At 73.1% G+C, this 26,947-nt stretch carries 23 protein-coding genes and 1 pseudogene; 10 read left to right on the plus strand and 14 right to left on the minus strand.

Annotated elements, in window-relative coordinates; all coding sequences use genetic code 11:
• Positions 1-84 precede the first annotated feature (84 nt).
• The 3 genes from OF819_RS03805 to OF819_RS03815 form a co-directional block, all read right to left on the minus strand.
• Positions 85-2,490, minus strand: coding sequence for a glycoside hydrolase family 65 protein (locus OF819_RS03805; protein WP_267241876.1), 2,406 nt, complete (start codon positions 2,488-2,490; stop codon positions 85-87).
• Complete coding sequence (locus OF819_RS03810) at positions 2,487-3,308, minus strand: HAD family hydrolase (RefSeq protein ID WP_267241877.1); 822 nt, start codon at positions 3,306-3,308, stop codon at positions 2,487-2,489. The genes OF819_RS03805 and OF819_RS03810 overlap by 4 nt, the downstream gene beginning before the upstream one ends.
• 96 nt (positions 3,309-3,404) lie before the next feature.
• A complete protein-coding gene (locus tag OF819_RS03815) occupies positions 3,405-4,145 on the minus strand; it encodes a helix-turn-helix domain-containing protein (protein WP_267241878.1) in 741 nt (246 codons plus the stop codon).
• A 217-nt stretch (positions 4,146-4,362) separates the two neighbouring features.
• On the opposite strand from OF819_RS03815, the gene OF819_RS03820 reads away from it, so the two are divergent.
• Together OF819_RS03820 and trxA are read left to right on the plus strand one after the other, a co-directional pair.
• Positions 4,363-5,082 (plus strand): CBS domain-containing protein, encoded by a 720-nt coding sequence (locus OF819_RS03820; RefSeq protein ID WP_267241879.1) that lies wholly within the window; start codon positions 4,363-4,365, stop codon positions 5,080-5,082.
• Positions 5,083-5,333: 251 nt separating this feature from the next.
• A complete protein-coding gene (gene trxA, locus OF819_RS03825) occupies positions 5,334-5,741 on the plus strand; it encodes a thioredoxin (RefSeq protein ID WP_267241880.1) in 408 nt (135 codons plus the stop codon).
• A 28-nt stretch (positions 5,742-5,769) separates the two neighbouring features.
• Here the strand turns inward: trxA and OF819_RS03830 are convergent, their stop codons facing one another.
• From OF819_RS03830 to OF819_RS03845, 4 genes and pseudogenes are all read right to left on the minus strand, one after another.
• Positions 5,770-6,954, minus strand: coding sequence for a thiolase family protein (locus OF819_RS03830; protein WP_267241881.1), 1,185 nt, complete (start codon positions 6,952-6,954; stop codon positions 5,770-5,772).
• A gap of 147 nt (positions 6,955-7,101) precedes the next feature.
• On the minus strand, positions 7,102-7,368 hold the full coding sequence (locus OF819_RS03835) for a hypothetical protein (protein WP_267241882.1): 267 nt from the start codon (positions 7,366-7,368) through the stop codon (positions 7,102-7,104).
• A gap of 60 nt (positions 7,369-7,428) precedes the next feature.
• Complete coding sequence (locus OF819_RS03840) at positions 7,429-8,457, minus strand: LacI family DNA-binding transcriptional regulator (RefSeq protein WP_267241883.1); 1,029 nt, start codon at positions 8,455-8,457, stop codon at positions 7,429-7,431.
• Positions 8,458-8,570: 113 nt separating this feature from the next.
• Positions 8,571-9,309, minus strand: a pseudogene (locus OF819_RS03845) (TIGR02452 family protein).
• A 125-nt stretch (positions 9,310-9,434) separates the two neighbouring features.
• On the opposite strand from OF819_RS03845, the gene egtA reads away from it, so the two are divergent.
• The 4 genes from egtA to egtD are packed head-to-tail and all read left to right on the plus strand — an operon-like array spanning position 9,435 to position 13,750.
• Entirely contained in the window at positions 9,435-10,736 is a 1,302-nt protein-coding gene (gene egtA, locus OF819_RS03850) for an ergothioneine biosynthesis glutamate--cysteine ligase EgtA (protein WP_267241884.1), read from the plus strand.
• Positions 10,737-10,740: 4 nt separating this feature from the next.
• Positions 10,741-12,036 (plus strand): ergothioneine biosynthesis protein EgtB, encoded by a 1,296-nt coding sequence (gene egtB / locus OF819_RS03855; RefSeq protein WP_267241885.1) that lies wholly within the window; start codon positions 10,741-10,743, stop codon positions 12,034-12,036.
• Positions 12,036-12,791 carry an ergothioneine biosynthesis protein EgtC gene (egtC, locus tag OF819_RS03860; RefSeq protein WP_267241886.1) on the plus strand — a complete coding sequence of 252 codons (756 nt, stop codon included), beginning with the start codon at positions 12,036-12,038 and terminating at the stop codon, positions 12,789-12,791. Before egtB ends, egtC begins: the two co-directional genes overlap by 1 nt.
• Positions 12,788-13,750, plus strand: a complete 963-nt coding sequence (gene egtD, locus OF819_RS03865; protein ID WP_267241887.1) for an L-histidine N(alpha)-methyltransferase — start codon at positions 12,788-12,790, stop codon at positions 13,748-13,750. Before egtC ends, egtD begins: the two co-directional genes overlap by 4 nt.
• 34 nt (positions 13,751-13,784) lie before the next feature.
• Here the strand turns inward: egtD and OF819_RS03870 are convergent, their stop codons facing one another.
• The 3 genes from OF819_RS03870 to OF819_RS03880 form a co-directional block, all read right to left on the minus strand.
• Complete coding sequence (locus OF819_RS03870; RefSeq protein WP_267241888.1) at positions 13,785-14,726, minus strand: lysophospholipid acyltransferase family protein; 942 nt, start codon at positions 14,724-14,726, stop codon at positions 13,785-13,787.
• Positions 14,723-15,541: a GNAT family N-acetyltransferase gene (locus OF819_RS03875; protein WP_267241889.1), complete on the minus strand. Its 819-nt coding sequence runs from the start codon at positions 15,539-15,541 to the stop codon at positions 14,723-14,725. Before OF819_RS03875 ends, OF819_RS03870 begins: the two co-directional genes overlap by 4 nt.
• Positions 15,542-15,712: 171 nt before the next feature.
• Positions 15,713-16,966 carry an extracellular solute-binding protein gene (locus OF819_RS03880; RefSeq protein WP_267241890.1) on the minus strand — a complete coding sequence of 418 codons (1,254 nt, stop codon included), beginning with the start codon at positions 16,964-16,966 and terminating at the stop codon, positions 15,713-15,715.
• Positions 16,967-17,153: 187 nt separating this feature from the next.
• Here OF819_RS03880 and OF819_RS03885 point away from each other — a divergent pair, with 187 nt between their 5' ends.
• On the plus strand, positions 17,154-17,369 hold the full coding sequence (locus tag OF819_RS03885; protein ID WP_267241891.1) for a dodecin: 216 nt from the start codon (positions 17,154-17,156) through the stop codon (positions 17,367-17,369).
• 80 nt (positions 17,370-17,449) lie between these two features.
• On the opposite strand, the gene OF819_RS03890 is transcribed toward OF819_RS03885, so the two are convergent.
• Positions 17,450-17,941: an HAD family acid phosphatase gene (locus OF819_RS03890; protein WP_267241892.1), complete on the minus strand. Its 492-nt coding sequence runs from the start codon at positions 17,939-17,941 to the stop codon at positions 17,450-17,452.
• 147 nt (positions 17,942-18,088) lie between these two features.
• Here OF819_RS03890 and OF819_RS03895 point away from each other — a divergent pair, with 147 nt between their 5' ends.
• Entirely contained in the window at positions 18,089-19,081 is a 993-nt protein-coding gene (locus OF819_RS03895) for an LLM class flavin-dependent oxidoreductase (RefSeq protein WP_267242071.1), read from the plus strand.
• A gap of 37 nt (positions 19,082-19,118) precedes the next feature.
• The gene (gene uvrA / locus OF819_RS03900) at positions 19,119-21,584 is read left to right on the plus strand and encodes an excinuclease ABC subunit UvrA (RefSeq protein WP_267241893.1); all 2,466 of its coding nucleotides are present in this window, start codon (positions 19,119-19,121) and stop codon (positions 21,582-21,584) included.
• Positions 21,585-22,157: 573 nt separating this feature from the next.
• Here uvrA and OF819_RS03905 read toward each other — a convergent pair.
• Genes OF819_RS03905 through OF819_RS03915 form a run of 3 tightly spaced genes read right to left on the minus strand, consistent with a single transcriptional unit; the run spans position 22,158 to position 25,622 of the window.
• The gene (locus OF819_RS03905; RefSeq protein ID WP_267241894.1) at positions 22,158-22,904 is read right to left on the minus strand and encodes a succinate dehydrogenase/fumarate reductase iron-sulfur subunit; all 747 of its coding nucleotides are present in this window, start codon (positions 22,902-22,904) and stop codon (positions 22,158-22,160) included.
• On the minus strand, positions 22,901-24,862 hold the full coding sequence (locus OF819_RS03910; protein WP_267241895.1) for a fumarate reductase/succinate dehydrogenase flavoprotein subunit: 1,962 nt from the start codon (positions 24,860-24,862) through the stop codon (positions 22,901-22,903). Before OF819_RS03910 ends, OF819_RS03905 begins: the two co-directional genes overlap by 4 nt.
• 1 nt (position 24,863) lies before the next feature.
• A complete protein-coding gene (locus OF819_RS03915; RefSeq protein ID WP_267241896.1) occupies positions 24,864-25,622 on the minus strand; it encodes a succinate dehydrogenase in 759 nt (252 codons plus the stop codon).
• An 84-nt stretch (positions 25,623-25,706) separates the two neighbouring features.
• On the opposite strand from OF819_RS03915, the gene OF819_RS03920 reads away from it, so the two are divergent.
• Positions 25,707-26,588: a LysR family transcriptional regulator gene (locus OF819_RS03920; RefSeq protein WP_267241897.1), complete on the plus strand. Its 882-nt coding sequence runs from the start codon at positions 25,707-25,709 to the stop codon at positions 26,586-26,588.
• The last annotated feature ends 359 nt before the right edge of the window (positions 26,589-26,947 follow it).

Consider the following 26,947-nt stretch of genomic DNA (forward strand, 5'->3'; position numbering starts at 1 on the left):
GCGCATCCGTGGCCGGTGCCCTTGGTGTCCGTCGCGTGTCCGTGTGCGTCCTTTCCACGGTAGCCGCCGCAGCAGCCCTGCGGCTCAGGACTCGGTGCGCGGCAGCCGGTACCAGTGGCGCTCGCCGGGGTTGAGCACGACATGCCGGTCGTCGGGGAGGATCACGGTGAGCGGGCCGGCCCGCGACGGCGGCACGAAGATGCCCAGGCGGCCGGGCAGCATCCGCACCTGGATGCCCCGGTGGCCGCGGTAGCACAGCGAGAAGACGAAGCGGGAGATCTCGTCCAGCGGCACCGGGTGCAGCCGCAGTCCGTCGGGGCCGGTCTCCAGACCGGTCAGCCCGCGCTGCACCAGATCGACGGTGCCGGCCATCGCGCCCAGATGGATGCCTTCGGCCGTGGTGCCGCCCTGGACGTCGGCCACATCGCTGAGCAGCGCCTCCTCGCAGTAGCGCCAGGCGTCGGCGCCGCCCAGGCGGGTGAGCACCCAGCCGTGGACCAGACTGGACAGCGTCGAGCCATGGCTGGTTCTGCGCAGGTAGTAGGCGACCGTCCGACGCCAGGTCTCGTCGTCGAGGACATAGCCGAGCCGCGAGAACAGCTCCGCGAGTTGGGCCGGGGAGAACAGATGGCCGAGCATCAGCGTGTCGGCCTGCTTGGACGCCTGGTAGCGGTTGACCGTGTCCCCCTCGGCCTCCAGGATCCGGTCGAGTCGGCGGATGTCCGCATAGCGGGCGCGGTATGCGTCCCAGTCCAGCTCGGCCAGTTCCCCGTACCCCTCGAACTGGCTGATCACCCCCTGGTGGAACGGCACATGCAGACCGCGTGAGACGGCCTCCCAGCGTTCCAGGACGTCGGGTTCCGCGCCGAGCTGCTCGAACAGTTCGGACCGCCGCGCCTCGGGCAGCGCCGCCGCCAGTGCGGCCGCCCGCGCGAGCACCCAGGAGGCGGTCACATTGGTGTAGGCGTTGTCGTCGAGTCCGGGGCGGTCGGCACCCGGGTAGGCGTCATGGAACTCGTCGGGGCCGACGACGCCCCGGATGCGCCAGCGGGCGAGGGAGGGGTCGTAGTCCGCCGCGCCCTCCCAGAAGCGGGCGATCTGGAGCAGCATCTCCGCGCCGGGGCCGTGCAGGAATTCGGTGTCGCCGCTGGTCTGCGCGTACCGCCAGACGTTGAGGGCGATGGCCGAGCCGACGTGCCGCTGCAGCCGTGAATGGTCGGGCATCCAGTGGCCTGAGCGGGGGTTGAGATGGACCTCCTGGCTCTCCTCCCGGCCGTCGCGGCCGCTCTGCCACGGGTACATCGCGCCCTGGTGCCCGGCCTTCCGTGCGGACTCGCAGGCCGCGGGCAGCCGGCGGTGCCGGTAGCCGAGCAGGGCGCGGGCGACCTGCGGGAAGTGCAGGCTGAGATACGGCAGGACGAACAGCTCGTCCCAGAAGACATGGCCCCGGTAGGCCTCGCCGTGCAGGCCGCGGGCGGGCACGCCCACGTCGAGGGCCGCGGTGTTGGGCGACAGGGTCTGCAGCACATGGAACATATGCAGCCGCAGCACACGGCCCGCCTCACCCGGCACGGACAGCTCCGCCCGCTGCCACAGCCTGTCCCACGCCTGGCGGTGCGAGGTGAGCAGGGCGGCGAAGCCGGGGGCCTGGGTGACGCTGTCGAGTGCGTCGCGCACCAGCTCGCCGGCGGGGCCGTCGACGGTGGTGTGCAGGGCGGCGGTCTTCACCACGGTGACATGGCGCTGGCGGGAGATCGGCACGATGCAGGACTGGGCGGCCCGGCCGCCGCTGAACCAGGTGCTGACGGCGGCCAGGGGCCGTACGGCGGTGCGCAGGGCCATGGCTGCCTGGAGCAGGCCGTCGGTGGCGCGGCAGCTCAGCCACAGCGCTCCGGAACGGTCCACTCCGCTGCGCAGTCCGGTCAGATGACGGTTCGCCAGTTCCCGGTAGCGGTCGACGCCCGCGTTGACGACGTCCCCGTCCAGTGCGGACTCCACCTCGATCTCGCCCTGCCAGCCGTAGGCGCGCAGCGTGGTGCGCTGGGCGGCCAGATACGGGTCGCCCATGTGGACCAGGCGGGCGTGGGTGACGCCCAGCCGGCGGCCGTAGCCGTCCTGGTAGAGCAGATGGCGGGTGAGCACGCCGGAGCGCAGGTCGAGGGTCAGGTGGTAGCGGCGCAGACTGGCGTGGTCGGGGGTGAGCCAGTCGCCGGGCGGGCCGTCCGCGGGGCGGCAGCGGTAGCGCAGCGGCAGCCAGTTCGGCAGGTTGACCAGGTCTTCGTTGACGATGCGCCGCCCGGCCACCAGTGACTCCAGGCGGTTGTAGCAGCCCGCGCCGTAGGTGGCGGGGTAGTGCACGGGGCCCGCGTCGGTCTCGGGGGCGGCGCCGCGGGTGGCGAAGCGGCCGTTGCCGAGGGTGCACAGGGCTTCCCTGAGACGTTCCTGCTTGGGGTCGTAGCCGCTGTACTCCCAGGTCCATGAGGAGGTCACGGCCCACTCCCCCGGCGGATCCGGCCGGGCAGGCCGGTGAGGTTCTCGACCACGGTGTCGGCCCCGCAGGCGCGCAGCCGGTCGGCCCCGGCCCGGCCGCCGGCCCGGTTGACCCCGATGACCAGGGCGAATCCACCGCGGCGTGCGGCCTCCACGCCGACGGCGGCGTCCTCGACGAGGGCGCTCGCCGAGGGCGGCGCCGCCAGGCGGCGCGCGGTTTCGAGGAACAGCGCGGGGTCGGGTTTGGACGGCAGGCCCAGCCGGGCGACCTCTGTGCCGTCGACGACGGCGTCGAGCAGTTCCGCGACCCGGGAGGCGGCGAGGAGTTCGCCCGCGTGGCGGGAGGCGGAGGCCGCCGCGCAGGCGACTCCGGCACGTCTGAGCGCGTGCAGCGTCTCGGGCACCTCGGGGAAGACCCGCACGGGCCGCTCACGCAGCGCGGCGACGAACATCTGGTCCTTGCGTGCGGCGACGGCCCAGACGGTGTCGCAGCCCGGCGGGTCGTCGGGGGCGCCGAGCGGCAGATAGAGGCCGCGCGAGGTGAGAAACGAGCGGGCGCCCTCGACGCGCGAGCGGCCGTCCACCAGCCGCCGGTACTCGTCGCCGTCGTCGAAGGGCCGCCCCTGAGGGCTGTCGCGGTCCGCCAGGGCGCGCAGACAGGCGTCGAAGGCGCGCTTCCAGGCGGCGGCGTGCACCCCGGCCGAGTCGATCAGCACGCCGTCGGCGTCGAAGACGACGGCGCGCAACGACCTGGGCCGCGGCCCGGGTGGCTCGACCGTGGCCTGCTCGTGGGTTCCCGCCCCGGTGCTGCGTTCCATCCGGATCCTCTCATCTGCACGGTACGCCGTCCCCGCTCACGGTGGGCCGCCGCCGGGTGCGCCGGGCCGCCGCCCGGTGCGGACGCGTCGGCGGCGTCAGGGCCGTCCGCGGGACGGTTCGCGGGAGCCGTGGGCGTGGTCGGGGACGCCGCTCTGCGGGTTGATCACACGCCGGCCGGTCACCCGCTCGGGGGTGATCGCCAGCCACAGCCCGCGCTGCCCGCCCGCCCAGGGCAGGCTCTGCGCCGCGGCCTCCAGGCGGCCGATGGCGTCGGGGGCCGTGACGGCCTTGGCACGGCCGGTCACCAGCACACTCCAGCCCTGGCACTGGGCGTCGTCGATGCGGTCGACCTCGAAGGCGACCTCGGAGCCGGCGGCGGCGGAGGGCACGGCGCCGGGTGCGGTGCGGAAGGCGATCGCGCCGCCGGCGACCACATAGTTGACGGGGACGATGGCGGGGCCTTCGTCGGTGGTGACGCCGACCCGGCCCACGCCGTGGCCGGCGAGCAGCTCCCAGCTCTCGTCCCGGTCCAGTTCGACCAGCCGGGCGTTGCGCGGCGCGCTGGCGGCGCCCGGCGGGCGGCCGGCGGAGCCGCCGGCGAGGTCGGCGACCGTGGTCTCCAGGGCGTCGGCGAGCCTGATCATGGCCCCGATGCCGGGGGCGGACGCGTGTTCCTCCACATACCGGATGTAGCTGGGCGCCGCGCCGCAGCGTGCCGCGACCTGCTCGCGGGTCAGTCCCAGCTCCGCGCGGCGGGCGGCGACGCGCCGGCCCATGTCCGTGGACTGGTGGGCGACGGGACCGGCGGATGAAGCACGTGGTCTCGTGGTCGGCATGTTCCTCACGTCCGTTCGAAGAGGCAGCGCCCGGCAGCCTCGTCCGGCGCCGGACCGGCCGTCACCCCCAGGCTGCCCCGCCGGGCCCTGCGGCCGCATGGGCCGCCAAGCCCGCGGGCGGGGCCGGTCGGCCCTGTCCGCGGGCGCCGTGGGCGGCGGAGTCTGGGGTGTGTGAGGGGTTCCCCGCACATCGCCGCCTATGCATGGAGCGCCTGTCATGGATGACCGTCCCTACACCGTGAACGATGTGATGACCAGGGCCGTCGTATCCGTGGAGCGGGAGGCCCGCTTCAAGGAGATCGCCGCCGCGATGCAGCGGTGGCAGGTCAGCGCGGTGCCTGTGATCGAAGGGGAGGGCCGCGTCGTCGGCGTGGTCTCCGAGGCGGATCTGCTGCCCAAGGAGGAGTTCCGGAGCGGCGGGGCCGGCGCGGTCGGGCAGCGGGAGCGGGCGGCGGACACCGCCAGGGCCGACGGGGTGTGCGCGAAGGATCTGATGACGACTCCCGCGGTGGTGATCCGCGCCGACGCGACGCTGCCGCAGGCGGCCCGGGTCATGGCCCGCCGCCAGGTCAAACGGCTGCCGGTGGTGGACGCCGGGGGTGTGCTGCAGGGCATCGTGAGCCGCGCCGATCTGCTGAAGGTCTTCCTCCGCTCGGATGACGAGCTGGCCTTCCAGGTGCGGACGCAGGTGGTGGACCGGCTCTTCCCCGTGTCGCGGCACGGCATCCGGGTGGAGGTGTGCGACGGGGTGGTCCGTCTGACGGGCACGGTGCGGGACAGCGAGCGGATCCCGCTCGCCCGGAGCCTGGCCCGTTCGGTCGAGGGTGTGGTGGACGTCGTGTGCTCGCTGACCGGGCCGGCGCCCGCCGCGGCCCCGTCTGCACCGTCTGCCCTGTCCGGCTCTTCTGTCTCTTCCGCCCCGTCTGCGACGGGGTGAGCGGCCCGGTACGGCCGCGGCGGCGGCCGTACGGGGGTGCGCCTCCGCGCCCGCCCATGAGCGGCCGCGGGCGCGGAGGCCGGGGGCGTACTCGCCGTCCTCACCGGGGGAGACCCGCGTCGCCGTGGGCGGCGGGTGTGCGGCGGGGCTGCACGGGCAGGGGCAGGAATAGCCGGCATCCGGAACCGGTTGTCGCAGGGCGGGTCCACGGGACGCCGGGAACCACGGGACACCAGGAAGAGGTAGTACGTATGAGCACTGTCGAGCTCACCAAGGAGAACTTCGATCAGGTCGTGAACGACAACGACTTCATTCTGATCGATTTCTGGGCTTCCTGGTGTGGTCCGTGCCGGCAGTTCGCGCCGGTGTACGAAGAGGCGTCGGAGCGGCACACCGATCTGGTCTTCGGGAAGGTCGACACCGAGGCGCAGCGGGAGCTGGCCGCCGCCTTCGGCATCCAGTCGATCCCCACGCTGATGATCGTACGGGAGAAGGTGGCCGTCTTCGCGGAGCCGGGCGCACTGCCCGAGCCCGCGCTGGAGGACGTGATCGGCCAGGCACGCGCCCTGGACATGGACGCGGTGCACAAGTCGGTCAAGGAAGCGAAGAACGGCCAGCAGGCGGGCGGCCAGGACACAACCGGGGCCCCGGAGGCCTGAGAACTCCGGTGGCGGCGGCGTGGCGGCGTCAGCGTTCGAGTACGAGGGCCAGGCCCTGGCCGACCCCGATGCACAGCGCCGCCACCCCGGTGCCGGAACCCGCCGCGGCCAGCTGGTGGGCGACGGAGCCGGCGAGCCGCGCGCCGGACGCGCCGAGCGGATGGCCGATGGCGATCGCGCCGCCCCGCGGGTTGACCAGTGCCGGGTCCAGTTCAGGCCACTCGGCGAGGCAGCCGAGCGACTGGACGGCGAAGGCCTCGTTCAGCTCGAACGTCGTCAGTTCGGCGAAGGTGCGGCCCGCTTTGCCCAGGGCCCGCTGGACGGCCTCGACGGGGCCGAGGCCGAAGAGCTGGGGCTCGACGCCGGTCACCGCGGAGGCGCGGATACGGGCGAGCGGCTCACGGCCCACGGCCCGCAGGCCCTCCTCGTCGACCAGCAGCAGGGCCGCGGCGCCGTCGTTCAGCGGTGAGGAGTTGCCCGCCGTGACCGTGCCGCCGTCGCGGAAGGCCGGCTTGAGCTTGGCGAGGGCCTCCATGGAGGTGGTGTCGCGGATGCACTCGTCGCGTATCGGCTCCATGCCCGCGCAGCCGGTGACTTCGCCGTCGTACAGTCCCTTCGCCCAGGCGGCGGCGGCTTTCTGATGGCTCGCCAGCGCGAACGCGTCCTGCTGTTCGCGGCTGATGCCGTGCTTCTCGGCGATCAGCTCCGCGCCCTCGCCGAGCGACACGGTCCACTCCGGGGGCATCTCGGGGTTGACCATCCGCCAGCCAAGGGTGGTGGAGTGGAGCTGCTGATGCCCGGCGGGGAAGGCGCGTTCGGGCTTCTGCAGCACCCACGGGGCGCGGGACATCGACTCCACGCCGCCGGCGATCGCGATGGACGCGTCCCCGAGGGCGATGGCGCGCGCCGCCTGGATGACGGCCTCCAGGCCGGAGCCGCACAGCCGGTTGACCGTGACGCCGGGGACGGTCACGGGCAGCCCGGCGAGCAGGACGGCCATGCGCGCCACGTCGCGGTTGTCCTCGCCCGCGCCGTTGGCGTCCCCGAAGACGACGTCGTCGATCCGGGCCGGGTCGAGGTCCGGGGAGCGGTCGGCCAGCGCCCTGATGACATGCGCGGCGAGATCGTCGGGCCGCACGGAGGAGAGCGCGCCCCCGAACTTTCCGACGGGGGTGCGGACGGCGTCGACGATATAGACGTCGCGGATGCTCATCGGATGTCTCCCGGGCGTGGACCAGCGTATGCGCATGTTCTTCTGTTCGTCCGGTGAACGGTGGTTCACCTGGTCAGGCCCGAGTCTCTGCTGCTCCCCGCGCCCTGTCAACGCCCCGAGGGGCTCGGCCCCCCGGCCCCTGAAGGGTCAGCTCTCCGCCTCGACGACCCTCGCCGACAGGCCGTAGTCCAGTTCCGCGCCGTCCACCAGCAGCGCCTCCACCGTCAGGGTCCGGGGGTCGATGTCGGCCTCGACGCCGCCGCCGACGTAGCGGGGGTAGCCGGAGGCTCCGTACTGGCCGGTCGCCTCGACGACCGCGGAGCGGATGGCGCTCTCGATCAGTTCGGCGCCTTCCTTGCCCTCGACATGCTCGGGCACCAGGAGGATCTCGAACCGCTGCGGCTGGCTGCTCATACCAGTGACGCTAGACATGCGCGGCCTCCCGCGCATGTCGTCGCCGGACGCCGGCCGAAGTCAGCTCGATTCGCGGGGGACGGCGTGGGCGCTCATCAGGGCGTGCAGGTCCGGCCGCGCTCCGGGGTTGCGGACGGCGCGGTCGACGAGTTCGGCCAGCCGCCGGCCGGTGACCAGGTCGATCCGGACGGTGCTGAGCCGGGGCCGCAGCAGCCGGCCGAGGAGGAGATCGTCCGCGCCGACGACCGCCGTCTGGCGCGGCACGTCGACGCCCTCGTCCTGCAGCGCACGCATCAGCAGCATCGCGTACTCGTCGTTGTAGGCATATACGGCGTCGAGGCCGTGGGCGCGGCAGCGGGCGGCCATTGCGGCGGCCGACTCCTCCTCGTACGACAGGGGAAGCGGCTCGATCCGCACACCCGCCCCGGCCTTCGCCGCGGCACAGTGGGCGCCCTCCAGACGAGGCCCGGCGAAGCAGGCGTGGCCGGGCTCCTGCGGCAGGACCACGCCGATGGCCCGGCGGCCCCGCTGCAGCAGATGGCCGACCGCACATGCGCCGATCTCGCGCTGGTCCATGATCAGGCTGTGTGCGCCCTCGACGCGCCGCTGGCCGAGTGTGATCACCGCCTTGGCGCCGGAGCGTTTGAGCACGCCGACGCCGTACGGGGTGAGCGCGACGTCGCCGAGCGCCACGACCGCGACGGGGCGCAGCTCGGCCCAGGCGCGGGCCGCCTCGTCCCCGTCGAGGCCGAGGCTGCCGTGCTGGACGACCGTGTAGTCCAGGCGGCGCAGCGCCCATTGGAGTTCATGGGAGAACCTGCTGTAGAGAGGCCCGGAGGGCGGGTGCACGGCAGGCAGCAGGACGGTCCGGGTGTGCCCGGCGCGCAGGCTGCGGGCGGCCGCGTGCGGCACATAGCCCAGCTCTTCGGCGGCCGCGCGCACTCTGCGCCGGGTGGGCTCGCTGATCCGCACGGCCGTGGTGTTGTTGAGCACATAGGAGACCGTGGCGCGCGAGACTCCGGCCAGCCGGGCGACGTCGGCACTGGTCGGGACGGGCCGTTCTGCGGACTGCTTCGGTGTCTGGCTCATCGCCCTCGGCATCTTTCCAGACCGGTTCGCGGCCGGTCTCCTGCCGTTGTGCGGGTATGGCCGGAAACGAGCGGTGCGGCGGGGCGGTGCCGCGGCCGCCGCCGCGGCTGCCGCTACAGCCGCATCTGAGACGCGAAGACACGGCGGAACGCTTCGAGCGTGGACCTGTTCGCCGTGCGGTCGAGCACCGCGAAGACGAGCTGCTCGAAGTGGCCCGCGAACCGCCCCTCGCCGGTGAGCAGGGCGTGGAAGACGCCCGCGACCATGGCCGGGTCGTTGCGGAACACCCCGCAACCCCAGGCCCCCAGTACCAGTCGGCGGTAGCCGCACACGGCCGCCGTCTGAAGCACCCGCTCGGCGCGGGACGCCAGGGCGGCGGGGATGCGGTGCGCCTCCTCGGGGGTGCGCTGCGCGATGACGCCCGCGTTGGGGCCGGGCGAGGTGAGGAATCCGGCGGTGTACGGCGTACGGAGCAGCTCTCCGCGGTCGTCTCGGAAGACCGGCACGGAGGGTGTGGGGGTACCTCCCATGCCGAAGGCTATGGGGGAAGATCACCCGGTCGGAGTAGAAGGCACTGCGCTCGTTGTTGAGGACGGCGACCGGACGGTCGGGGTTCTCCCCGACGAGCCGCCGGGCCGCTTCGGTGCTGGACTCGCCGGTGACCTCGAAGGCCGGGGTGCGGTCGGCATCGGGGGTGACAGGCAGGGCCTCGGGGCCGTACATCCGGGTGCCGGCCACCGCCGCCGCCAGCTGCCGCTCGATGGACACCTCGGTTCCGTCGGGCAGCCGGTAGCGGCCGGCGTCGGCGATGTGCTCGTTCTGGCGTGCGATCCCCCGCAGTCGTGCGCTCATGCCGGACATCCTCACGGGCATACGCCAGATACGGCAAAGGGTTACTGGGACTGCTGATGCACTCTTGTGCGAAGCATCGGCCTTGGCTTTAGGTTGGCAGAGTCCCTTCGACAGGAGGAACCGGCATGCATCCACCCGATACCGGCGGATACGGCCCGCCGATCACCGAGGACGACGCGGAGGACCTGCTGCGATGTATCTGCTTCAAGACCGGTCCGCCCAAGGCGGTCGGGGTGGAGCTGGAGTGGTTCATCCATGACGCCGCCCGGCCCGGCTCCGCCGTAGGACCCGACCGCCTCGAAGACGCCCATAAACGCGTCCGCGCACTGCCCCTGACCTCGCTTCTCACCTTCGAACCCGGCGGCCAGCTGGAGCTCAGCTCGCCCCCCGCCGCCTCCCTCATGGAGTGCCTCGACACCGCCGCGGCCGACCTCCGGGCCGTGCGCCGCGCACTCCGCCCGGCCGGACTCGCCCTCACCGGACTGGGCCTCGACCCCTGGCACCCCCCGAGACGACACCTCCGCTCCCCCCGTTACGACGCCATGGAGGCGTTCTACGACCGGACGGCCCCCTCCGGCCGCATCATGATGTGCAGCAGCGCCTCCGTGCAGATCTGCCTGGACGCGGGGCTGGAGGAGCCCGGCCCGCTGGGGCACTCCCGACGCTGGCGGCTCGCCCATCTGCTGGGCGCGGTGCTGCTGGCCTCGTTCGCCAACTCTCCCTTCTCGGAAGGCCGGTTCACCGGATGGCGGTCCGCCCGCGAGGCCGTGATGGCCCGAGTGGACCCCGTACGGCGGCTGCCGCCCCCGCTGGACGGAGCGCCCCGCACGGCCTGGAGCACCTATGCGCTGGACGCGCCGGTGATGTTCGTGCGCGACGCTCCGGAAGGGCCATGGCCGGACCCCGAGGGACTCACCTTCCGCGGGTGGCTGCGCTCTGGGGCCCCGCGTCCGCCCACGGCGGACGATCTGCACTACCACCTGACCACGCTCTTCCCGCCCGTGCGGCCCCGCGGCCATCTCGAACTGCGCATGATCGACGCCCAGTCGGGCCCGGACGGCTGGCAAGTGCCGGTCGCGGTCGCGACCGCGCTGTTCGAGGACCCGGAGGCGGCCGAAACCGTCTACCGGGCCGTCAAGCCGCTGGCGGAGACCGCCGCGGCCCCGGGCAATCCGCTGTGGACGGCCGCGGCCCGCGACGGCCTCGCCGATCCGGAGATCCGGGCGGCCGCGGAGCTCTGCTTCACGGCGGCGCTTGAGGCGCTGCCGCGGCTCGACGCCTCGCCCGCGGTCATGGACGCCGTGGCCGCCTTCCATGAGCGCCATGTGCTGACCGGCCGCTCCCCCGCCGACGCGGCGGCGGACGAACTCGCCGCCCTGCTGTCCCTCGGCGCCCAGCCGTTCGCCCGCCCCTCGGGAAGGACCTGAGCAAATGAACGACGATCTGCGACAGCGGGCCCTGGACGCGCTGACCGCCGCCCGCGCGCGTACCGCCGCCCTCACCTCCTGCGTGGACGACGGCGACCTGACCGCCCAGCACTCCCCCCTGATGTCCCCGCTCGTCTGGGACCTCGCGCACATCGGCAACCAGGAAGAGCTGTGGCTGCTGCGCAACGTCGCCGGGCAGCAGGCCATGCGGCCGGAAATCGACTCCGTGTACGACGCCTTCCAGCATCCGCGGTCCGTACGGCCCACGCTGGATCTGCTCTCCCCCGCCGAGGCCCGCGGCTACGCCCGCGATGTACGCGGCCGGGTGCTGGACGTCCTGGAGCGCACCCCGTTGGAGGGGCGGCCGCTCGTCGACGCCGCCTTTGCCTTCGGGATGGTCGCCCAGCATGAACAGCAGCACGACGAGACCATGCTGATCACCCATCAGCTGCGACGCGGCCCCGCCGCGCTCCACGCGCCCGCGCCGCCGCAGGGCACGGCGGACGGCCTGCCCGCCGAAGTCCTCGTCCCCGGCGGCCGGTTCACCATGGGGACCTCCGACGAGCCCTGGGCCCTGGACAACGAAAGGCCCGCACACGAGCGGCTGGTCCCGGCGTTCTTCCTCGACACCACGCCGGTGACCTGCGGCGCGTATCTGGCGTTCATCGAAGACGGCGGCTACAGCGAGCGCCGCTGGTGGGCCGAGGCCGGCTGGGACCAGATACGGCGGCACGGCATCGGCGCCCCGCTGTTCTGGCGGCGCGAGGGCGGACAGTGGCTGCGCCGCCGGTTCGGGGTGCTGGAGCCGGTGCCTGAGGACGAGCCGGTGCTCCATGTGAGCTGGTACGAGGCCGACGCCTACGCCCGGTGGGCGGGGCGGCGGCTGCCGACAGAGGAGGAGTGGGAGAAGGCCGCCCGGCACGATCCCGCGTCCGGCCGCTCACGCCGCTACCCGTGGGGCGACGCGGACCCGGCCGAGGCGCATGCCAACCTCGGCCAGCGCCATCTGCGTCCGGCCGCGGCCGGCAGCTATCCCGAAGGGCAGTCGCCGCTGGGCGTGCGGCAGCTCATCGGCGATGTGTGGGAGTGGACGTCCAGCGACTTCCTGCCGTATCCCGGCTTCGCCGCCTTCCCCTACAAGGAGTATTCGGAAGTCTTCTTCGGGAGCGACCACAAGGTGCTGCGCGGCGGCTCGTTCGCGGTCGACCCGGTCGCCTGCCGGGGCACCTTCCGCAACTGGGACCTGCCGGTGCGCCGGCAGATCTTCTCCGGGTTCCGCACGGCCAGGGACGCGGCCTGATGTGCCGCCATATCGCCTATGCCGGGCCGCCCGAGCCGCTGGGGGCCCTGCTGGTCGAGCCCGCGCACGGGCTGCTGCGCCAGTCGTGGGCGCCGCGCCGCCAGCGGTACGGCACCGTCAACGCCGACGGGTTCGGCGTCGGCTGGTACGCGGACGGCGACCTCGTGCCCGCCCGGTACCGGCGCGCCGGGCCCATCTGGGGCGACCTCTCCTTCGCCGACCTGGCGCGGGTCGTACGCAGCGGCGCCCTGCTGGCGGCCGTGCGCGACGCCACACAGGCGGGCGCGGACGGTGAGGCGGCGGCCGCGCCGTATGCCTTCGGCCGGTGGCTGTTCAGCCACAACGGCGCGGTCTCCGGCTGGCCCGGCTCGCTGGCACAGGTCGCGCGCACGCTGCCGGCCGGGGAGCTGCTGTCGCTGGAAGCCCGGTGCGACTCGGCGCTGCTGTGGGCGCTGGCCCTCACCAGGCTGCGGGAGGGCGACCCGCCCGGCCAGGCGCTGGCCGACACGGTCCAGACGGTGGCCGCCGCCGCGCCTGGATCCCGGCTGAATCTGCTCCTCACGGACGGGGAGACGATCGCCGCCACCGCGTGGGGCGACACCCTCTGGCAGCTGTCCGTCCCCGGCCGCAGCGCGGTCGTGGCCTCGGAGCCGTACGACGACGACCCCCGCTGGCGCGAGACGCCCGACCGCACCCTGCTCGTCGCCACGCGCGACGGGATCTCACTGACCCCGCTCAAGGAGCCCTGCACGTGAGCACGTTGAAGCTGACCCGCACCCTCCCCGAAGACGCCACGGACGCCGATCTGCGCGCCGATGTGCTCCACGGGCTGACCGGCGCCCCCAAGACCCTGCCGCCGAAGTGGTTCTACGACGCCCGCGGAAGCGAGCTGTTCGAGGAGATCACCCGGCTGCCCGAGTACTACCCGACGCGCGCGGAGCGGGAGATCCTCACCTCGCGCGCGCCCGAGATCGCCGCGGCGACACAGGCGCGCACCCTGGTGGAGCTGGGCTCCGGCTCTTCGGAGAAGACCCGCCTGCTGCTGGACGCGCTGACCGGTCTGCACACCTATATACCCGTCGACGTCAGCGAGAGCGCGCTGACCGGCGCGGGGCACGCGCTGCTGGCCGAACGGCCCGGGCTGCATGTGCACGCGCTGATCGCCGACTTCACCCGCGTCCTTGCGCTGCCCGAGGCTCCCGGACCGCGGCTGGTGGCGTTCCTCGGCGGAACGATCGGCAATCTGCTGCCGGAGGAACGCGCCGTGTTCCTGCGCTCGGTGCGCGCCCTGATGTCGCCCGGCGACGCGCTGCTGCTCGGCGCGGACCTGGTGAAGGACGAGCGCGTGCTGGTCCGCGCCTACGACGACGCGGCCGGGGTGACGGCCGCGTTCAACAAGAACGTGCTGGCCGTGCTCGCGCGTGAACTCGACGCGGACGTCGACCCGGACGACTTCGCCCATGTCGCCCTGTGGGACCCCGCCAACGAGTGGATCGAAATGCGGCTGCGGGCACGCTCCGCGCTCACCGTGAAGATCCGCGAGCTGGATCTCGCCGTGCCCTTCGAGGAGGGCGAGGAGCTCCGGACGGAGGTGTCGGCGAAGTTCCGCCGCGAGGGCCTGAGCGCGGAGCTGGCGGCGGCGGGGCTGGAGCTGACGCGGTGGTGGACGGACGCGGCGGACCGGTTCTCGCTCTCGCTGTCAACGGCGGGCTAGGGGTTTCCCAAAGCTCCGCCCCGGACCCCGCTCCTCAAACTCCCCAGACTCCGTCCGGGGGCACCCCCACGGAGGTGCCCCCCACGGGGCTGAAATGTGCGGGCACCACGCCGCCAGCGCAAGGGCCAGAAACCAGCCCCGCCTGGGGGTGCCTCCGTGGAGGTCCCCAACCTCCGGAGCCCGCCGCCGAGCGCGGGACGACAGCCCGCTGTACGGCCTCGGCGAGCGCCCGGCGGTCAGGCAGGGCCCCGGCCGGGACCGGCGGCAGGAGCGTGAGGTCCGCGGTGATGCCGCCGGCCGCCGCGACCCGCCAGAGGGACGCCAGGAGCGGGTCGTCGCCGACGAACGCGGCCGCCGCGGTGGGCGTGTACGCGATGCGCACGGGCTGCACGGCGGCACCCGCGTCCAGCGCGGCCTGGAAGACGGCGGGCCGGAATCTGCCCTGGCCGCGGCCGCACCAGGTGGAGCCCTCCGGGAAGGCGATCACCCGGTCGCCGCCGCGCAGCGCGCCTGCCATGGCGGCGACGGTTCCGGGCAGGGTGCGCAGCCGGTCGCGGTCGATGAAAAGCGTGCCGCCGCGGGCGGCGAGCGGACCGAGGACCGGCCAGCCGCGCACCTCGGACTTGGCGAGCATCCGGCCGGGGAGCACCGCCGCGATCAGCGGGATGTCCAGCCAGGAGATGTGATTGGCGACGACAAGCGAGGCGTGGGGGGCGGGGGCGTCGGCCCCCGCCTGCGTGGTGATGCGAAGGCGCACCCCGAAGGCGCGCAGCACGGTGCGCGCCCACAGCCGGGTCATACGGCGGCGCACCGCCGTGCCGAGCAGCGCGGCGAGCGGGGCGAACAGAATCCCGGCGAGGACGGCCGCTGTGCCGGCCGCCAGCCGGGCGGCCGCGGCGATCCGGCCGGCGTCCCGGCGCGGGCGGGCGGCGCAGCCCTGCGGGGTGCAGGGCGCGGTCGGCAGCCAGAGGCTCATCGCACGGGGGCGAGGGAGAGGAAGTGGCGCAGATAGCGGGGGTTGGTGCGGCGCAGTGAGAGCAGTACGTACAGGTCCGCGACGCCGAAGTCGGGGTCGTGGGCGGGGGCGCCGCACACCCACGCGCCGAGCCGCAGATAGCCGCGGAGCAGGGCGGGCAGTTCGACGCGCCCTTCGGGGCGGGGCGTCCGGTCGGGGTTCCAGAGCTTGTGGGGGGTGACCCAGTATTCCTCGGGGGCAAGGTTGTCGGCCTTGACCTTGTCCCAGGTCGCGGCGGCGAGGGCGCCTCCGTCGGCGAGCGGGACGGAGCAGCAGCCGGCCAGCCAGTTGTGCCCGGTGCGGGTCATATAGCGGGCGAGGCCGGCCCAGACGAGGGCGATGACGGCGCCGTTGCGGTGCTGCGGGTGGACGCAGGAGCGGCCGACCTCCACCAGGTCGTCGCGGATCGGGTCGAGGCGGGTGAGGTCGAACTCGCTCTCGGAGTAGAGCCGTCCTGCGATCCGGGCGCGGTCGGGCGGCAGCAGCCGATAGGTGCCGACGACCTCGCCGCTGTCCGCCTCGCGGACGAGGAGGTGGTCGCAGTAGGCGTCGAACGCGTCGGTGTCGAGCCCCGGTTCGGGCCCTTCCAGCCGTGCGCCCAGCTCGCCGGCGAAGACCTGGTGGCGCAGCCGCTGCGCGGCCCGTACGTCTTCCTGGTCGCGGGCGAGGCCGACCAGATAGCGGGGCTGCGTCTGGGGTTCCGGACCCGGCTCCGGAACGGGCTGCGCCGGCAGGGCGGCCAGGGGGGCGGGGACGACTGCTGGCGATGCGGGCATGGCGGTCTCCTGTGCCGGTCGGACGGTGTCCGGGCCACGGGCGCGGCGGCCCGGCCCTTTACTTCTTCCGTGGCCGGCTGGATTCGACATGACCGCCCGGCGGAGGGCGGATGTGCGACGGCTGAATGGCGGGAATTCGCGCCCGCCTCCCGGGGCGGGCGCGGCCCGTCATCAGGGGCGGAGCGCCGCCGTGATGCGCCGGGAGGCCTCACGGGCGGCATCCTCGGGGTCCGCGCCGGTGAGGACGGCGGTCATATAGGGCTTGATGGGGTTGTCGGCCTCGACGTTCGCCCACTGCGGGGAGTTCGGCGCCGCTCTGCCCCGTGCCGCTCCCGCGGCCATCGCCGCGGTGCTCTCCTCGCCCTCGATGACTGAGGAGAGGGTGGTTTTGTTGGGCACATAGTTCATGGTGCGGGCCAGCTCGGTCTGCCACTCCTCCCCGGCGAGGGCGGTGACGACCTCGATGGCGGCCCCCCGCTCGCGGGAGTTCGCGGGGATGATCAGGTCGGAGCCTCCGGTGAAGACCGCGCCGGGCACGCCCGCTTCCTTGCCGGGCACGGGGAAGAAGCCGAGTCTGCCCTTGAGCGCCGGGTTCGCCTTCTCGATGACGGCCGCGGCGCTGGGCACGGCGATCATCTGGGCGACCCGGCCCCCGGCGAACACCTCGGTCTGCGGCGGGGTCACCTCGTCCGCGTCCTTGGGGCCCTCGCCGTGCGCCTGGAGCTCCTTGTAGAAGGCCATGCCGCGCAGCGCCTCGGGCGTGTCCAGGGTCCCCTGCCACTCCCCTCCCTTCAGCTCCGCGAGCTCTCCGCCCTCGTCCCAGACGAAACCGGCGAGGGTGTACCAGTCCTGGCCGGAGAGATAGATGCCCTGGACGCCGTCGCGGTTGAGCTTCTCCGTCTGTTCAAGCCACTCCTCGCGGTCCTTCGGCGGCTGTGTGATCCCGGCGTCGGCGAACAGGTCCTTGTGGTAGATGACCACGCGGTTGGCGGCGTACCAGGGGATGCCGTACTGGGAGCCGTTGATGCTGCCCGGCTCGGCGAGTCCGGGCAGCCACTCCTCGTTGCCGAGGTCCCGTACGGACTCCAGGGTGAGGTCGAGCAGCGCGTCGCTCTCCGCGTACTGGGCGACCTGGGTGTTGCCCACCTCGATGACGTCCGGCGGGTTGTCGCTCTCCAGCGCGGCCGTGACCTTCTTTCCGATGCCGGTCCACTCCTGGAAGGTGACCTCCAGCTTGACGTCCGGATGGGCGTCCTCGTAGGCGTCGGTGAAGCGCTGGAGGAAGTCCTCGGTGACGGTGTCCCGCATCAGCCAGATCGACACGGTCCGGGTGTCGTCGGACCCGGTGCCCGGTATCACCCCGCAGCCGCCGAGGGCGACGGCGGAGACTAGCGCGATGGACGGGGCGAGCACACGGTTCCTCACGGGATCACCTTCTGCGTGTGGGCATGGGGACTTGACCCGACATGGGGGGAAGCGCGCCGCGCTCGCACGGGTGTGGCTGGATTTTGGTATGTACCAATGAGGTGGTCAACCCCATGGCCGGTCCATGCGAGCGACGCCGCCCGGCCTTCGCCGCGCGGGCCGCGCCCCGGTGGGGCACGGTGGAGGAATGACGAACCACACCTATCGCGTGACCGAGATCGTGGGCAGCTCCCCGGAGGGGGTCGATCAGGCCATTCGCAACGGCGTCTCACGGGCCTCCCAGACCCTGCGGGGTCTGGACTGGTTCGAGGTGACCGAGATCCGCGGGCATCTCGTCGACGGGCAGATCGAGCACTTCCAGGTCGGCCTGAAGGTCGGGTTCCGGCTGGAGGGCGGCGACTGACCGGCCGCCCGAGGCCACCCGCCTCAGGTGCGGCTTCGGGGCACCCTCAGGTGCTGCCTCGGGGCACCCTCAGGGCACCCTCAGGTGCGGCCGAGGCGCTCCTGGGCGTCCTTCAGGCCCTCGGTGACCGCGGCGGCCCAGCGGGCGCGTACGACCGGGACGCCGGCCCTTTCGGCTTCGTCGCACACCAGTTCGTCATCGTCCACCAGCATACGGAGCTCCCGGCCGCGGCCGAGCGTGCGCAGCAGCTCCAGTTTGGTGCGGCGGGCCGGCCGGCGGTCGTCGTCGCGCCGCATATACAGCCGTCCTTCCGGCAGCCCCTGGGCCTGGAGCCAGGCGACGGTGTCCGCGCGGCACCGCTCGGGCCGGCCGGTCAGATACACCACCTCGCAGTCCTCGGCGGCCGCCCGGCACATCGCGAGGCCCTCGGGCAGCGGCGGGTCGGCGGGAGCGGCCGAGAAGAAGGCGTTCCAGTCGCGCGGCCTGCGTTCGAGGAAGCGCTGCCGGTGCCGGGTGTCGCTGAGTGTGCCGTCCAGGTCGAATACGGCCAGCGGCCTCCTGCTGTGTGTCACGCCCACAGCGTACGCAGCCGGAATTCCGACGCCTGCGGAGCGTTGAAACCGTGTGTGAGCACCGAGCCCGAGACTGAGACCGCGGCTGCGGCTGCGGCTGCGGACGCCGCTTCCGGCTCTGCCGCTCCCGCCGCCCCTGCCGTCCGCGTGTCCGTGCTGGACCGCTCCCGCACCCGGGAGGGCCAGGACGGGCCCCAGGCCCTGCGGGACACCGTGCGCCTGGCACAGCAGCTGGAGGCGCTGGGCTATCACCGCTTCTGGGTGTCCGAGCACCACGGCGTCCCCGGGGTGGCGGGCTCGGCCCCCACGGTGCTCGCCGCCGCCGTCGCCGCGGCCACTTCCGCGATCCGTGTCGGCACGGGCGGGGTGATGCTGCCCAACCATCAGCCGATGGTGGTCGCCGAGCAGTTCGGGGTGCTTGAGGCGCTGTTTCCCGGCCGGATCGACATGGGCCTTGGCCGTTCGGTCGCCTTCACCGGCGGGATACGCAGAGCGCTGGGCCGGGGCATGGACGACGCCGACGACTTCCCCGCCCGGATCAGGGAGCTGCTGGGCTGGTTCTCCGGTGACCAGACGGCGTATCCGCAGGTGCACGCCCACCCCGCGGAGGGCCTGCGGGTGCCGCCGTACATCCTGGCGACCGGCGAGGGGGCGGGCGTCGCCGCGGAGGCGGGGCTGCCGCTGGTCATCGGCGATCTGCGCGGGCGGTCGCGGATGCTGGCCGCGATCGACCGCTATCGGCGGGAGTTCTCGCCCTCCTCCTGGCTGGCGCGGCCCTATGTCATGGTCGCCGGGACGGTCGTGGTCGCGGAGACGGACGAGGAGGCGCGCCGGCTGCTGATGCCGGAGGCCTGGTCGCTGGCCTGCTCCCGTACGCACGGCGTCTTCCCGCCGCTCACCCCGCCCGAGCGGGTCGCCGCGCTGCTGCCGTCCGCGACGGCGAAGCAGCGCGAACTGTACGAGGGGGCGATGCGCGGCCATATCGCGGGCGGTGAACGCCGGGTGGCGCGGGAGCTGGAGAGGCTGCTCGCCGAGAGCGGCGCGGACGAGGTGCTGGCGACCACGAGCACCTATGACCGGGCCGCCTTGCTCGACTCCTACCGGCGGCTCGCCCCGATCGCCGCCGGCTTCCCCGCCTGACCGGACTGACCTGCGCCGATCCATAGGATGGTGCGTTATGCACCATCCTCATGACCCCTTCGTCCGGGTGCGCGGCGCACGCGAGCACAATCTGCGCGGCGTCGACGTGGACATTCCGCGCGACGCCCTGGTCGTGTTCACCGGAGTCTCCGGGTCCGGGAAGTCCTCCCTCGCCTTCGGCACGATCTACGCGGAGGCGCAGCGGCGCTACTTCGAGTCGGTCGCCCCATACGCCCGCCGGCTGATCCACCAGGTGGGCGCGCCCAAGGTCGGCGACATCTCGGGCCTGCCGCCCGCGGTCTCGCTGGAGCAGCGGCGTTCCTCCCCCGGCTCGCGCTCCTCGGCAGGCACCGTCACCGCCCTGTCCAACTCGCTGCGCATGCTGTTCTCCCGGGCGGGCGAGTATCCGGCGGGCGCGCCGCGGCTCGACTCGGACGCCTTCTCTCCGAACACCGCGGCGGGGGCGTGCCCAGCGTGCCACGGTCTGGGCGTGGTGCACACCACCAGTGAGGAACTGCTGGTGCCCGATCCGTCGCTGTCGATCCGCGAGGGCGCGATCGCGGCCTGGCCGGGGGCCTGGCAGGGCAAGAATCTGCGGGATGTGCTGGACGCCCTGGGCCATGACGTCGACCGTCCGTGGCGGGAGCTGCCGGCGCGCGACCGGGAGTGGATCCTGTTCACCGACGAACAGCCGGTTGTCACGGTGCATCCGGTGCGGGAGGCCGGCCGGATCCAGCGGCCGTACCAGGGCACGTACACCAGCGCCCGGCGCTATGTGCTGCACACCTTCTCCGACTCGAAGAGCCAGACGCTGCGGGCGAAGGCCGAGCGGTTTCTGCGGAGTGCGCCGTGCGGCGCGTGCGGGGGCAGCAGACTGCGGCCCGAGGCGCTTGCGGTGACCTTCGCGGGCCGTACGATCGCCGAGCTTGCGGCGCTGCCGCTCACGGCGCTGGCGGATGTGCTCGCCGCGCACCGGGCCGGAGACGGCGGTGGCGGCGGTGGCAGTGGCGGTCGCGGTGGTGGCGCTGGCGGTTGTGGCGCTGGCGCTGGCGGTGAGAGCGCGCGCGTGCTCACCGCCGATCTGCTGACGCGGATCGGCACGGTCACCGAGCTGGGCCTCGGCTATCTGAGCCTGGACCGCACGGCGCCCACTCTCTCCAGCGGAGAGCTGCAGCGGCTGCGGCTGGCCACCCAGCTCAAGTCCGGGCTGTTCGGGGTGGTGTACGTCCTGGACGAGCCGTCCGCCGGGCTGCATCCGGCGGACACCGAGGCGCTGCTGACGGTGCTGGGCAAGCTGAAGGCGGCGGGCAACTCGGTCTTCGTCGTGGAGCACCATCTCGATGTGGTCCGAGGCGCGGACTGGCTGGTGGACGTGGGCCCGCGGGCAGGCGAACACGGCGGCCGGGTGCTGCACAGCGGTCCGGTGGCCGAGCTTGCGGGCGTGGCCGAGTCGGCCACCCGCCGCTTTCTGTTCGGCCCGCGGGAGGGCGGAGCGCGCAGGGAGCGGACCCCCTCGGGGTGGCTGCGGCTGCGCGGGGTGCGGCGGCACAATCTGCGCGGCGTGGATGTGGACTTTCCGCTCGGGGTGTTCACCGCCGTGACAGGCGTATCGGGGTCGGGGAAGTCGACGCTGGCCGGCCAGGTGCTCGCGGGCGCGGTGGAGTCCGGCGGCGACGGGGCGGGGCCGGCGGACTGCGCATCCGCCGAAGGGCTGTCGGCGGTCGGCCGGCTGGTCCAGGTCGACCAGCGGCCCATCGGCCGCACCCCGCGGTCGAATCTGGCGACGTACACCGGGCTGTTCGATGTCGTACGCAAGCTGTTCGCGGCGACGGAGGCGGCGCGGGAGCGGGGGTACAAGGCGGGGCGCTTCTCCTTCAACGTGGCCGGCGGCCGCTGTGAGACCTGCCAGGGCGAGGGCTTCGTCACCGTGGAGCTGCTCTTTCTGCCCAGCACGTACGCCCCGTGCCCGGACTGCCGCGGCGGCCGCTACAACCCCGCGACGCTTCAGGTGCGGTACCGCGGCCGGAACATCGCCGAGGTGCTCGATCTGACCGTGCAGGCCGCGGCGGACTTCTTCGCGGACGTGCCCGCGGCGCAGCGGAGTCTGCGCACCCTGCTGGACGTGGGGCTCGGCTATCTGCGGCTCGGACAGCCCGCGACGGAGCTGTCGGGCGGCGAGGCACAGCGCATCAAACTGGCCGGCGAGCTGCAGCGGGTGCGGCGGGGCCACACCCTGTACATCCTCGACGAGCCGACGACCGGGCTGCACCCGGCGGATGTGGAGGTGCTGCTGCGGCAGTTGCACGGGCTGGTGGACGCGGGGTCGACGGTCGTCGTCGTCGAGCACGACATGGACGTGGTGGCCGGTGCGGACTGGGTGATCGACCTGGGTCCCGGCGGCGGCGACGAGGGCGGGCGGATTGTGGCGGCGGGGCGGCCGGGGGAGGTCGCGGGGGCGGAGGGGAGCCGGACGGCGGGGTACTTGGCGCGGGCGCGGCGGTAGGGGGCGGGGTGCTTTCCCCCGCCCGCCCTCCCCGGAACTGGGGGCTCCGCCCCCAGCCCCCCTCCGGGGGAAGGTCGGTGGGGCTGACGCCCCACACCCCTGCACCCGGCAGCTTCGCACCGGAACCCGTCGGCCATCCGGCCCCCGAACCCCGGGTACATCGGGGCTGCCCTGGGGCGTACCCCCGGGTCAGCCCGCGCTCCCCTGGGCTGGGACCAGGCCGCCGCCAAGCCTCAACCCACGCCCCGGGCACAAAGCCGCCCCCAGGTCATGGCCCGGGACCAGCCCACACTCCAGGGACATGGCCCCCGCGACCACCCCAGGCACAGGCCCAAGCCCCGCAGGCGCTGCCCCAGGACCAGCCCGCCTGACCCGGCAGACGACCGGCCGCCGCGAAGCGTCAGCCCACGCCCCGTGACCCACACGGGCACAGGGCCCGTGGGCGCGGTCCAGGACCAGCCCGCGCCGCGGCAGGCGACCCGGCCGCGCGGGGCGTCGGCGCGGGCGGTGCAGGGGGGGTGGGGGCTTGGCCCCGCCGGGGAGGGCGGGTGGGTGGGGGGCAAACGCTCGCCGTCAGCGGCGAGAGGTGCGCATCGCCCGCAGCCATTCCCCGTTCATCGCCGTGATCGACGGCAGTGGAATGCCCTTCGGGCACGCCGTCGCGCACTCCCCCGTCAGCGTGCAGCCGCCGAAGCCCTCCGCGTCCATCGTGGCGACCATGTCGAGGACCCGGCGTTCCCGTTCGGGCGCGCCCTGCGGGAGGGCGGCCAGGTGGTTGACCTTGGCGGAGGTGAAGAGCATGGCGGAGCCGTTGGGGCAGGCCGCGACGCACGCTCCGCAGCCGATGCACTCGGCGTGCTCGAAGGCGTGGTCGGCCGCCTCCTTGGGGACGGCGGTGGCGTGTGCCTCGGGGGCGCTGCCCGTGGGGGCGGTGATATAGCCGCCGGCCTGGATGATCCGGTCGAAGGCGGAGCGGTCGACGACGAGGTCCTTGACGACGGGGAAGGCCGCGGCGCGCCACGGCTCGACGTCCACGGTGTCGCCGTCGGCGAAGGAACGCATATGGAGCTGGCAGGCTGTGGTGCGCTCCGGGCCGTGGGCGTCGCCGTTGATGACGAGGCTGCATGCGCCGCAGATGCCCTCGCGGCAGTCGTGGTCGAAGGCGACGGGGTCCTCACCGCGCAGGATGAGTTGCTCGTTGAGCGTGTCGAGCATCTCAAGGAAGGACATGTCCTCCGAGATGCCGTCGAGCTGATAGGCGGCCATCGCGCCGGGCGCCTCGGCGTCACGCTGACGCCAGACGCGGACGGTGAGCTTCATGCGTAGCTCCGCTGGGTGGGGTGGACATACTCGAAGACCAGGTCTTCCTTGTGCAGGACGGGCGCCGCGCCGGTCGCCGTGAACTCCCAGGCGGCCGCGTATGAGAACTCCTCGTCGCGGCGCGCCGCCTCGCCGTCCGGGGTCTGCGACTCCTCGCGGAAGTGGCCGCCGCAGGATTCGCCGCGGTGGAGCGCGTCGAGGCACATCAGCTCGGCGAGCTCCAGATAGTCGACGATGCGGTTGGCCTTCTCCAGGGTCTGGTTGAGCTCTTCGCCGGCGCCGGGCACTCTGACACGCCGCCAGAACTCCTCACGTATCCGCGGGATGCGGTCCAGCGCCTTGCCCAGGCCCTCTTCGGTGCGGGACATGCCGCAGCAGTCCCACATCAGCTCGCCGATCTCGCGGTGGAAGGAGTCGGGGGTGCGGTCGCCGCCGACGGAGAGGAGCCTGTGGAGCCGGTCCTCGGTCTCGGCGAGCGCCTCGGCCACGGCGGGGTGGCTGTCGTCGATCCCGCCGTGGTGCGGGGTGCGGGCGAGGTAGTCGTTGACCGCCGGCGGGAGGACGAAGTAGCCGTCGGCGAGGCCCTGCATCAGCGCGGAGGCGCCGAGGCGGTTGGCGCCGTGGTCGGAGAAGTTGGCCTCGCCGATCGCGAAGAGGCCGGGGACGGTGGTCTGGAGGTCGTAGTCGACCCACAGTCCGCCCATCGTGTAGTGCACGGCCGGGTAGATCCGCATGGGGACCTCGTAGGGGTTTTCCGCGGTGATCCGCTCGTACATCTCGAAGAGATTGCCGTACTTCTCCGACACCTTCGCCCGGCCCATGCGGCGGATGGCGTCCGCGAAGTCGAGGTAGACCCCCTGGCCGCCGGGGCCGACGCCGCGGCCTTCGTCGCAGACGTTCTTCGCGGCGCGGGAGGCGATGTCACGGGGGACGAGGTTGCCGAAGGAGGGGTAGACGCGCTCCAGGTAGTAGTCGCGCTGCTCTTCGGGGATCTCGTTCGGCGGGCGGGAGTCGCCCGCCGCCTTCGGCACCCAGATGCGGCCGTCGTTGCGGAGCGACTCGCTCATCAGCGTCAGTTTGGACTGGTGGTCGCCGGTGCGAGGGATGCAGGTGGGGTGGATCTGGGTGAAGCAGGGGTTGGCGAAGTACGCACCGCGCCGGTGGGCGCGCCAGACGGCGGTCGCGTTGGAGTTCATGGCGTTCGTCGACAGATAGAAGACGTTGCCGTAGCCGCCGGTGGCCAGGACGACCGCGTCGGCGTGGTACGCGGCAACCGCCCCGGTGATCAGGTCGCGGGCCACGATCCCCCGGGCCCGTCCCTCGACGACGATCAGGTCGAGCATCTCCGTGCGCGGGTGCATCGTGACATTGCCCGCGGCGATCTGCCGGGACAGCGCCTGATAGGCGCCGAGCAGCAGCTGCTGTCCTGTCTGGCCGCGGGCATAGAAGGTGCGGGAGACCTGGACGCCGCCGAAGGAGCGGGTGTCGAGGAGTCCGCCGTACTCGCGGGCGAAGGGCACGCCCTGGGCGACGCACTGGTCGATGATCTCTACGGATATCTGGGCGAGCCGGTGGACGTTGGACTCGCGGGCGCGGAAGTCGCCGCCCTTGACGGTGTCGTAGAAGAGGCGGTGGACGGAGTCGCCGTCGTTGCGGTAGTTCTTGGCGGCGTTGATGCCGCCCTGGGCGGCGATGGAGTGGGCGCGGCGGGGCGAGTCCTGGTAGCAGAACTGCTCGACGTGGTAGCCCTGTTCGGCGAGGGTGGCGCCGGCCGCGCCGCCGGCCAGTCCGGTGCCGACGACGATGACGGTGTGCCTGCGCCGGTTGGCGGGGTTGACCAGTCTCGCCGTGAAGCGGCGGCGGTCCCAGCGTTCGGCGATGGGGCCGGACGGGGCGGCGGTGTCGGCGATCGGCGCACCAGTGGCGTACTCGGTGTACTCGGTGTACGGCTGGGTCATTTCAGCTCACGACTCCGGTCAGCACGGCGACGGGTACGGCGATGAAGCCGGCCGTAAGGGCCAGCGCGAGGAGGTTGGCGACGGTCTTGAGGGCGCGGTCGCGGGCGGCGCTGCCGACGCCGAGGGTCTGGGCGGCGCTGAAGAGCCCATGCCGGATGTGCAGCCCGAGGGCGAGCATCGCGGTGATGTAGATCACGTTGCCGTACCAGGTGGAGAAGGTCGCGACGACGTTCTCGTACGGATGGCCGGGCTGGGCGTTCTCGTTGACGGTGAGCGTGGTCAGATCGAGCAGATGCCAGACGATGAACAGGCCGAGGATGACCCCGCCCCAGCGCATGGTGCGGGTGGCGTAGCTCGCCCGGGGCCGCTTGTGGACGTACGCGATGGGGCGGGCTCTGATGTCGCGGCGGCTGAGCTGGTACGCGGAGACCGCGTGGGCCACGACGGCGGACAGCAGCAGGATGCGGACGAGCCACAGGCCCCATTCGCGGTGCAGGACGGGCGCGCCCATCTCGCGCAGCCAGTGGCCGTAGGCGTTGAACTCCTCGGGGCCGAAGAAGACCTTGAGGTTGCCCATCACATGCGCCATGAGATAGGCGAGCATGATCAGCCCGCTGGCCGCCATGACGGTCTTCTTGCCGAGGGTGGAGCGCCAGAACAGACGGGCGACAGAGGGCGGCCGGGCGGGGGGCCGACGGGCAGGCGGCCGTCCGTCGGTGCGGGGTGTGCGGCCCGTGCGGGTGCGCGTTGCCAGAACCATGACTGCGACCGTAGGGCGGCACGCCTCCAGAGGTCCAAGACATGATGCGGCTGGTTTCCATAGGCAGTGGCTATGGTGCTGTGCATGCAGTTTCAGCAGCTGGTGTATTTCGTGGCGGTCGCCGAGACACGGCACTTCACACGCGCCGCGGAGCGGGTGCACATCGCCCAGCCGTCGCTCTCCCAGCAGATCCGGGCGCTGGAGAAGGAACTGGGGGCGGAGCTGTTCAGCCGGGCGCGGGGCAATATCGCGCTCACGGACGCCGGGGAGGCGCTGCTGCCGCTGGCGCGCCGTATCCTCGCCGACGCGGACACGGCGCGCCGCGAGGTGCAGGAGCTGGCGCAGCTGCGGCGGGGCAGGGTGCGGCTGGGGGCGACGCCGAGCCTGTGCACCGGGCTGCTGCCCGGGGTGCTGCGCGCCTTCCACGACCGGCATCCCGGCATCGAGCTGCTGATCGAGGAGAGCGGCTCACACGATCTGGTGCGGGAGCTGGCGCGCGGCGCCCTCGATCTGGCGCTGGTGGTGCTGCCGCTGCCGCCCGCGTCACCCGCGCTGACGACGGTCGAACTCCTCCGCGAGGACCTGGTGGTGGTCACCGCGCCGACGGCCCCGACGCCGCGGGATCCGGTGCGGATCGCGGATCTCGCGGACGAGCCGCTGGTGATGTTCCGGCACGGCTACGACCTGCGCGAGCTGACCGTGGCCGCCTGCCGTGCGGAGGGCTTCGAGCCGCGGTTCACCGTGGAGGGCGGGGAGATGGACGCGGTGCTGGGGTTCGTACGGGCGGGGCTGGGTGCGGCGGTCGTCCCGGCGATGGCGGCGCGGGGCGCGGGGCGGGATCTGCGGGTGACGCCGCTGGCCGCGCCGGGGCTCCGGCGCACGATCGCGCTGGCGCACCGCAGTGATGTGGCGCCGCCGCGGGCGGCGCGGGAGGTGCAGCGGCTGCTGCTGGAGTCGCGGGTGTAGGGCACCCGCCTCCCGAAGCTGGGGCTCCGCCCCAGGCCCCGTTTCCCGGGGGCTTAGGCCCACGGACCCCCGCGCCTCAGTCTCCCCCAGCTACCTCCCCCAGACTCCGTCCGGGGGTACCCCCAGAGGTGCCCCCACGAGGCTGCATTGTGCAGCCTCGTGCGCCTCAAACGCCGGCGGGGCCGGGCTTCCGGCCCCCGCGCCTCAAACGCCAACGGGGCTGGGTTTCAGGTCCCTGAACCTCAGTCACCGACGGGGGCTGGGCTTCTGGCCCCCGCGCCTCAAGCGCCGGCGGGGCCGGGCTTCCTGCCCCTGCAGTGGTGTCGCGCCGAGTGGTGGAGACGGTCAGCCTTGGCGGC

The sequence above is a fragment of the Streptomyces sp. PR69 genome, from assembly GCF_026420845.1.
GTDB lineage: Bacteria > Actinomycetota > Actinomycetes > Streptomycetales > Streptomycetaceae > Streptomyces.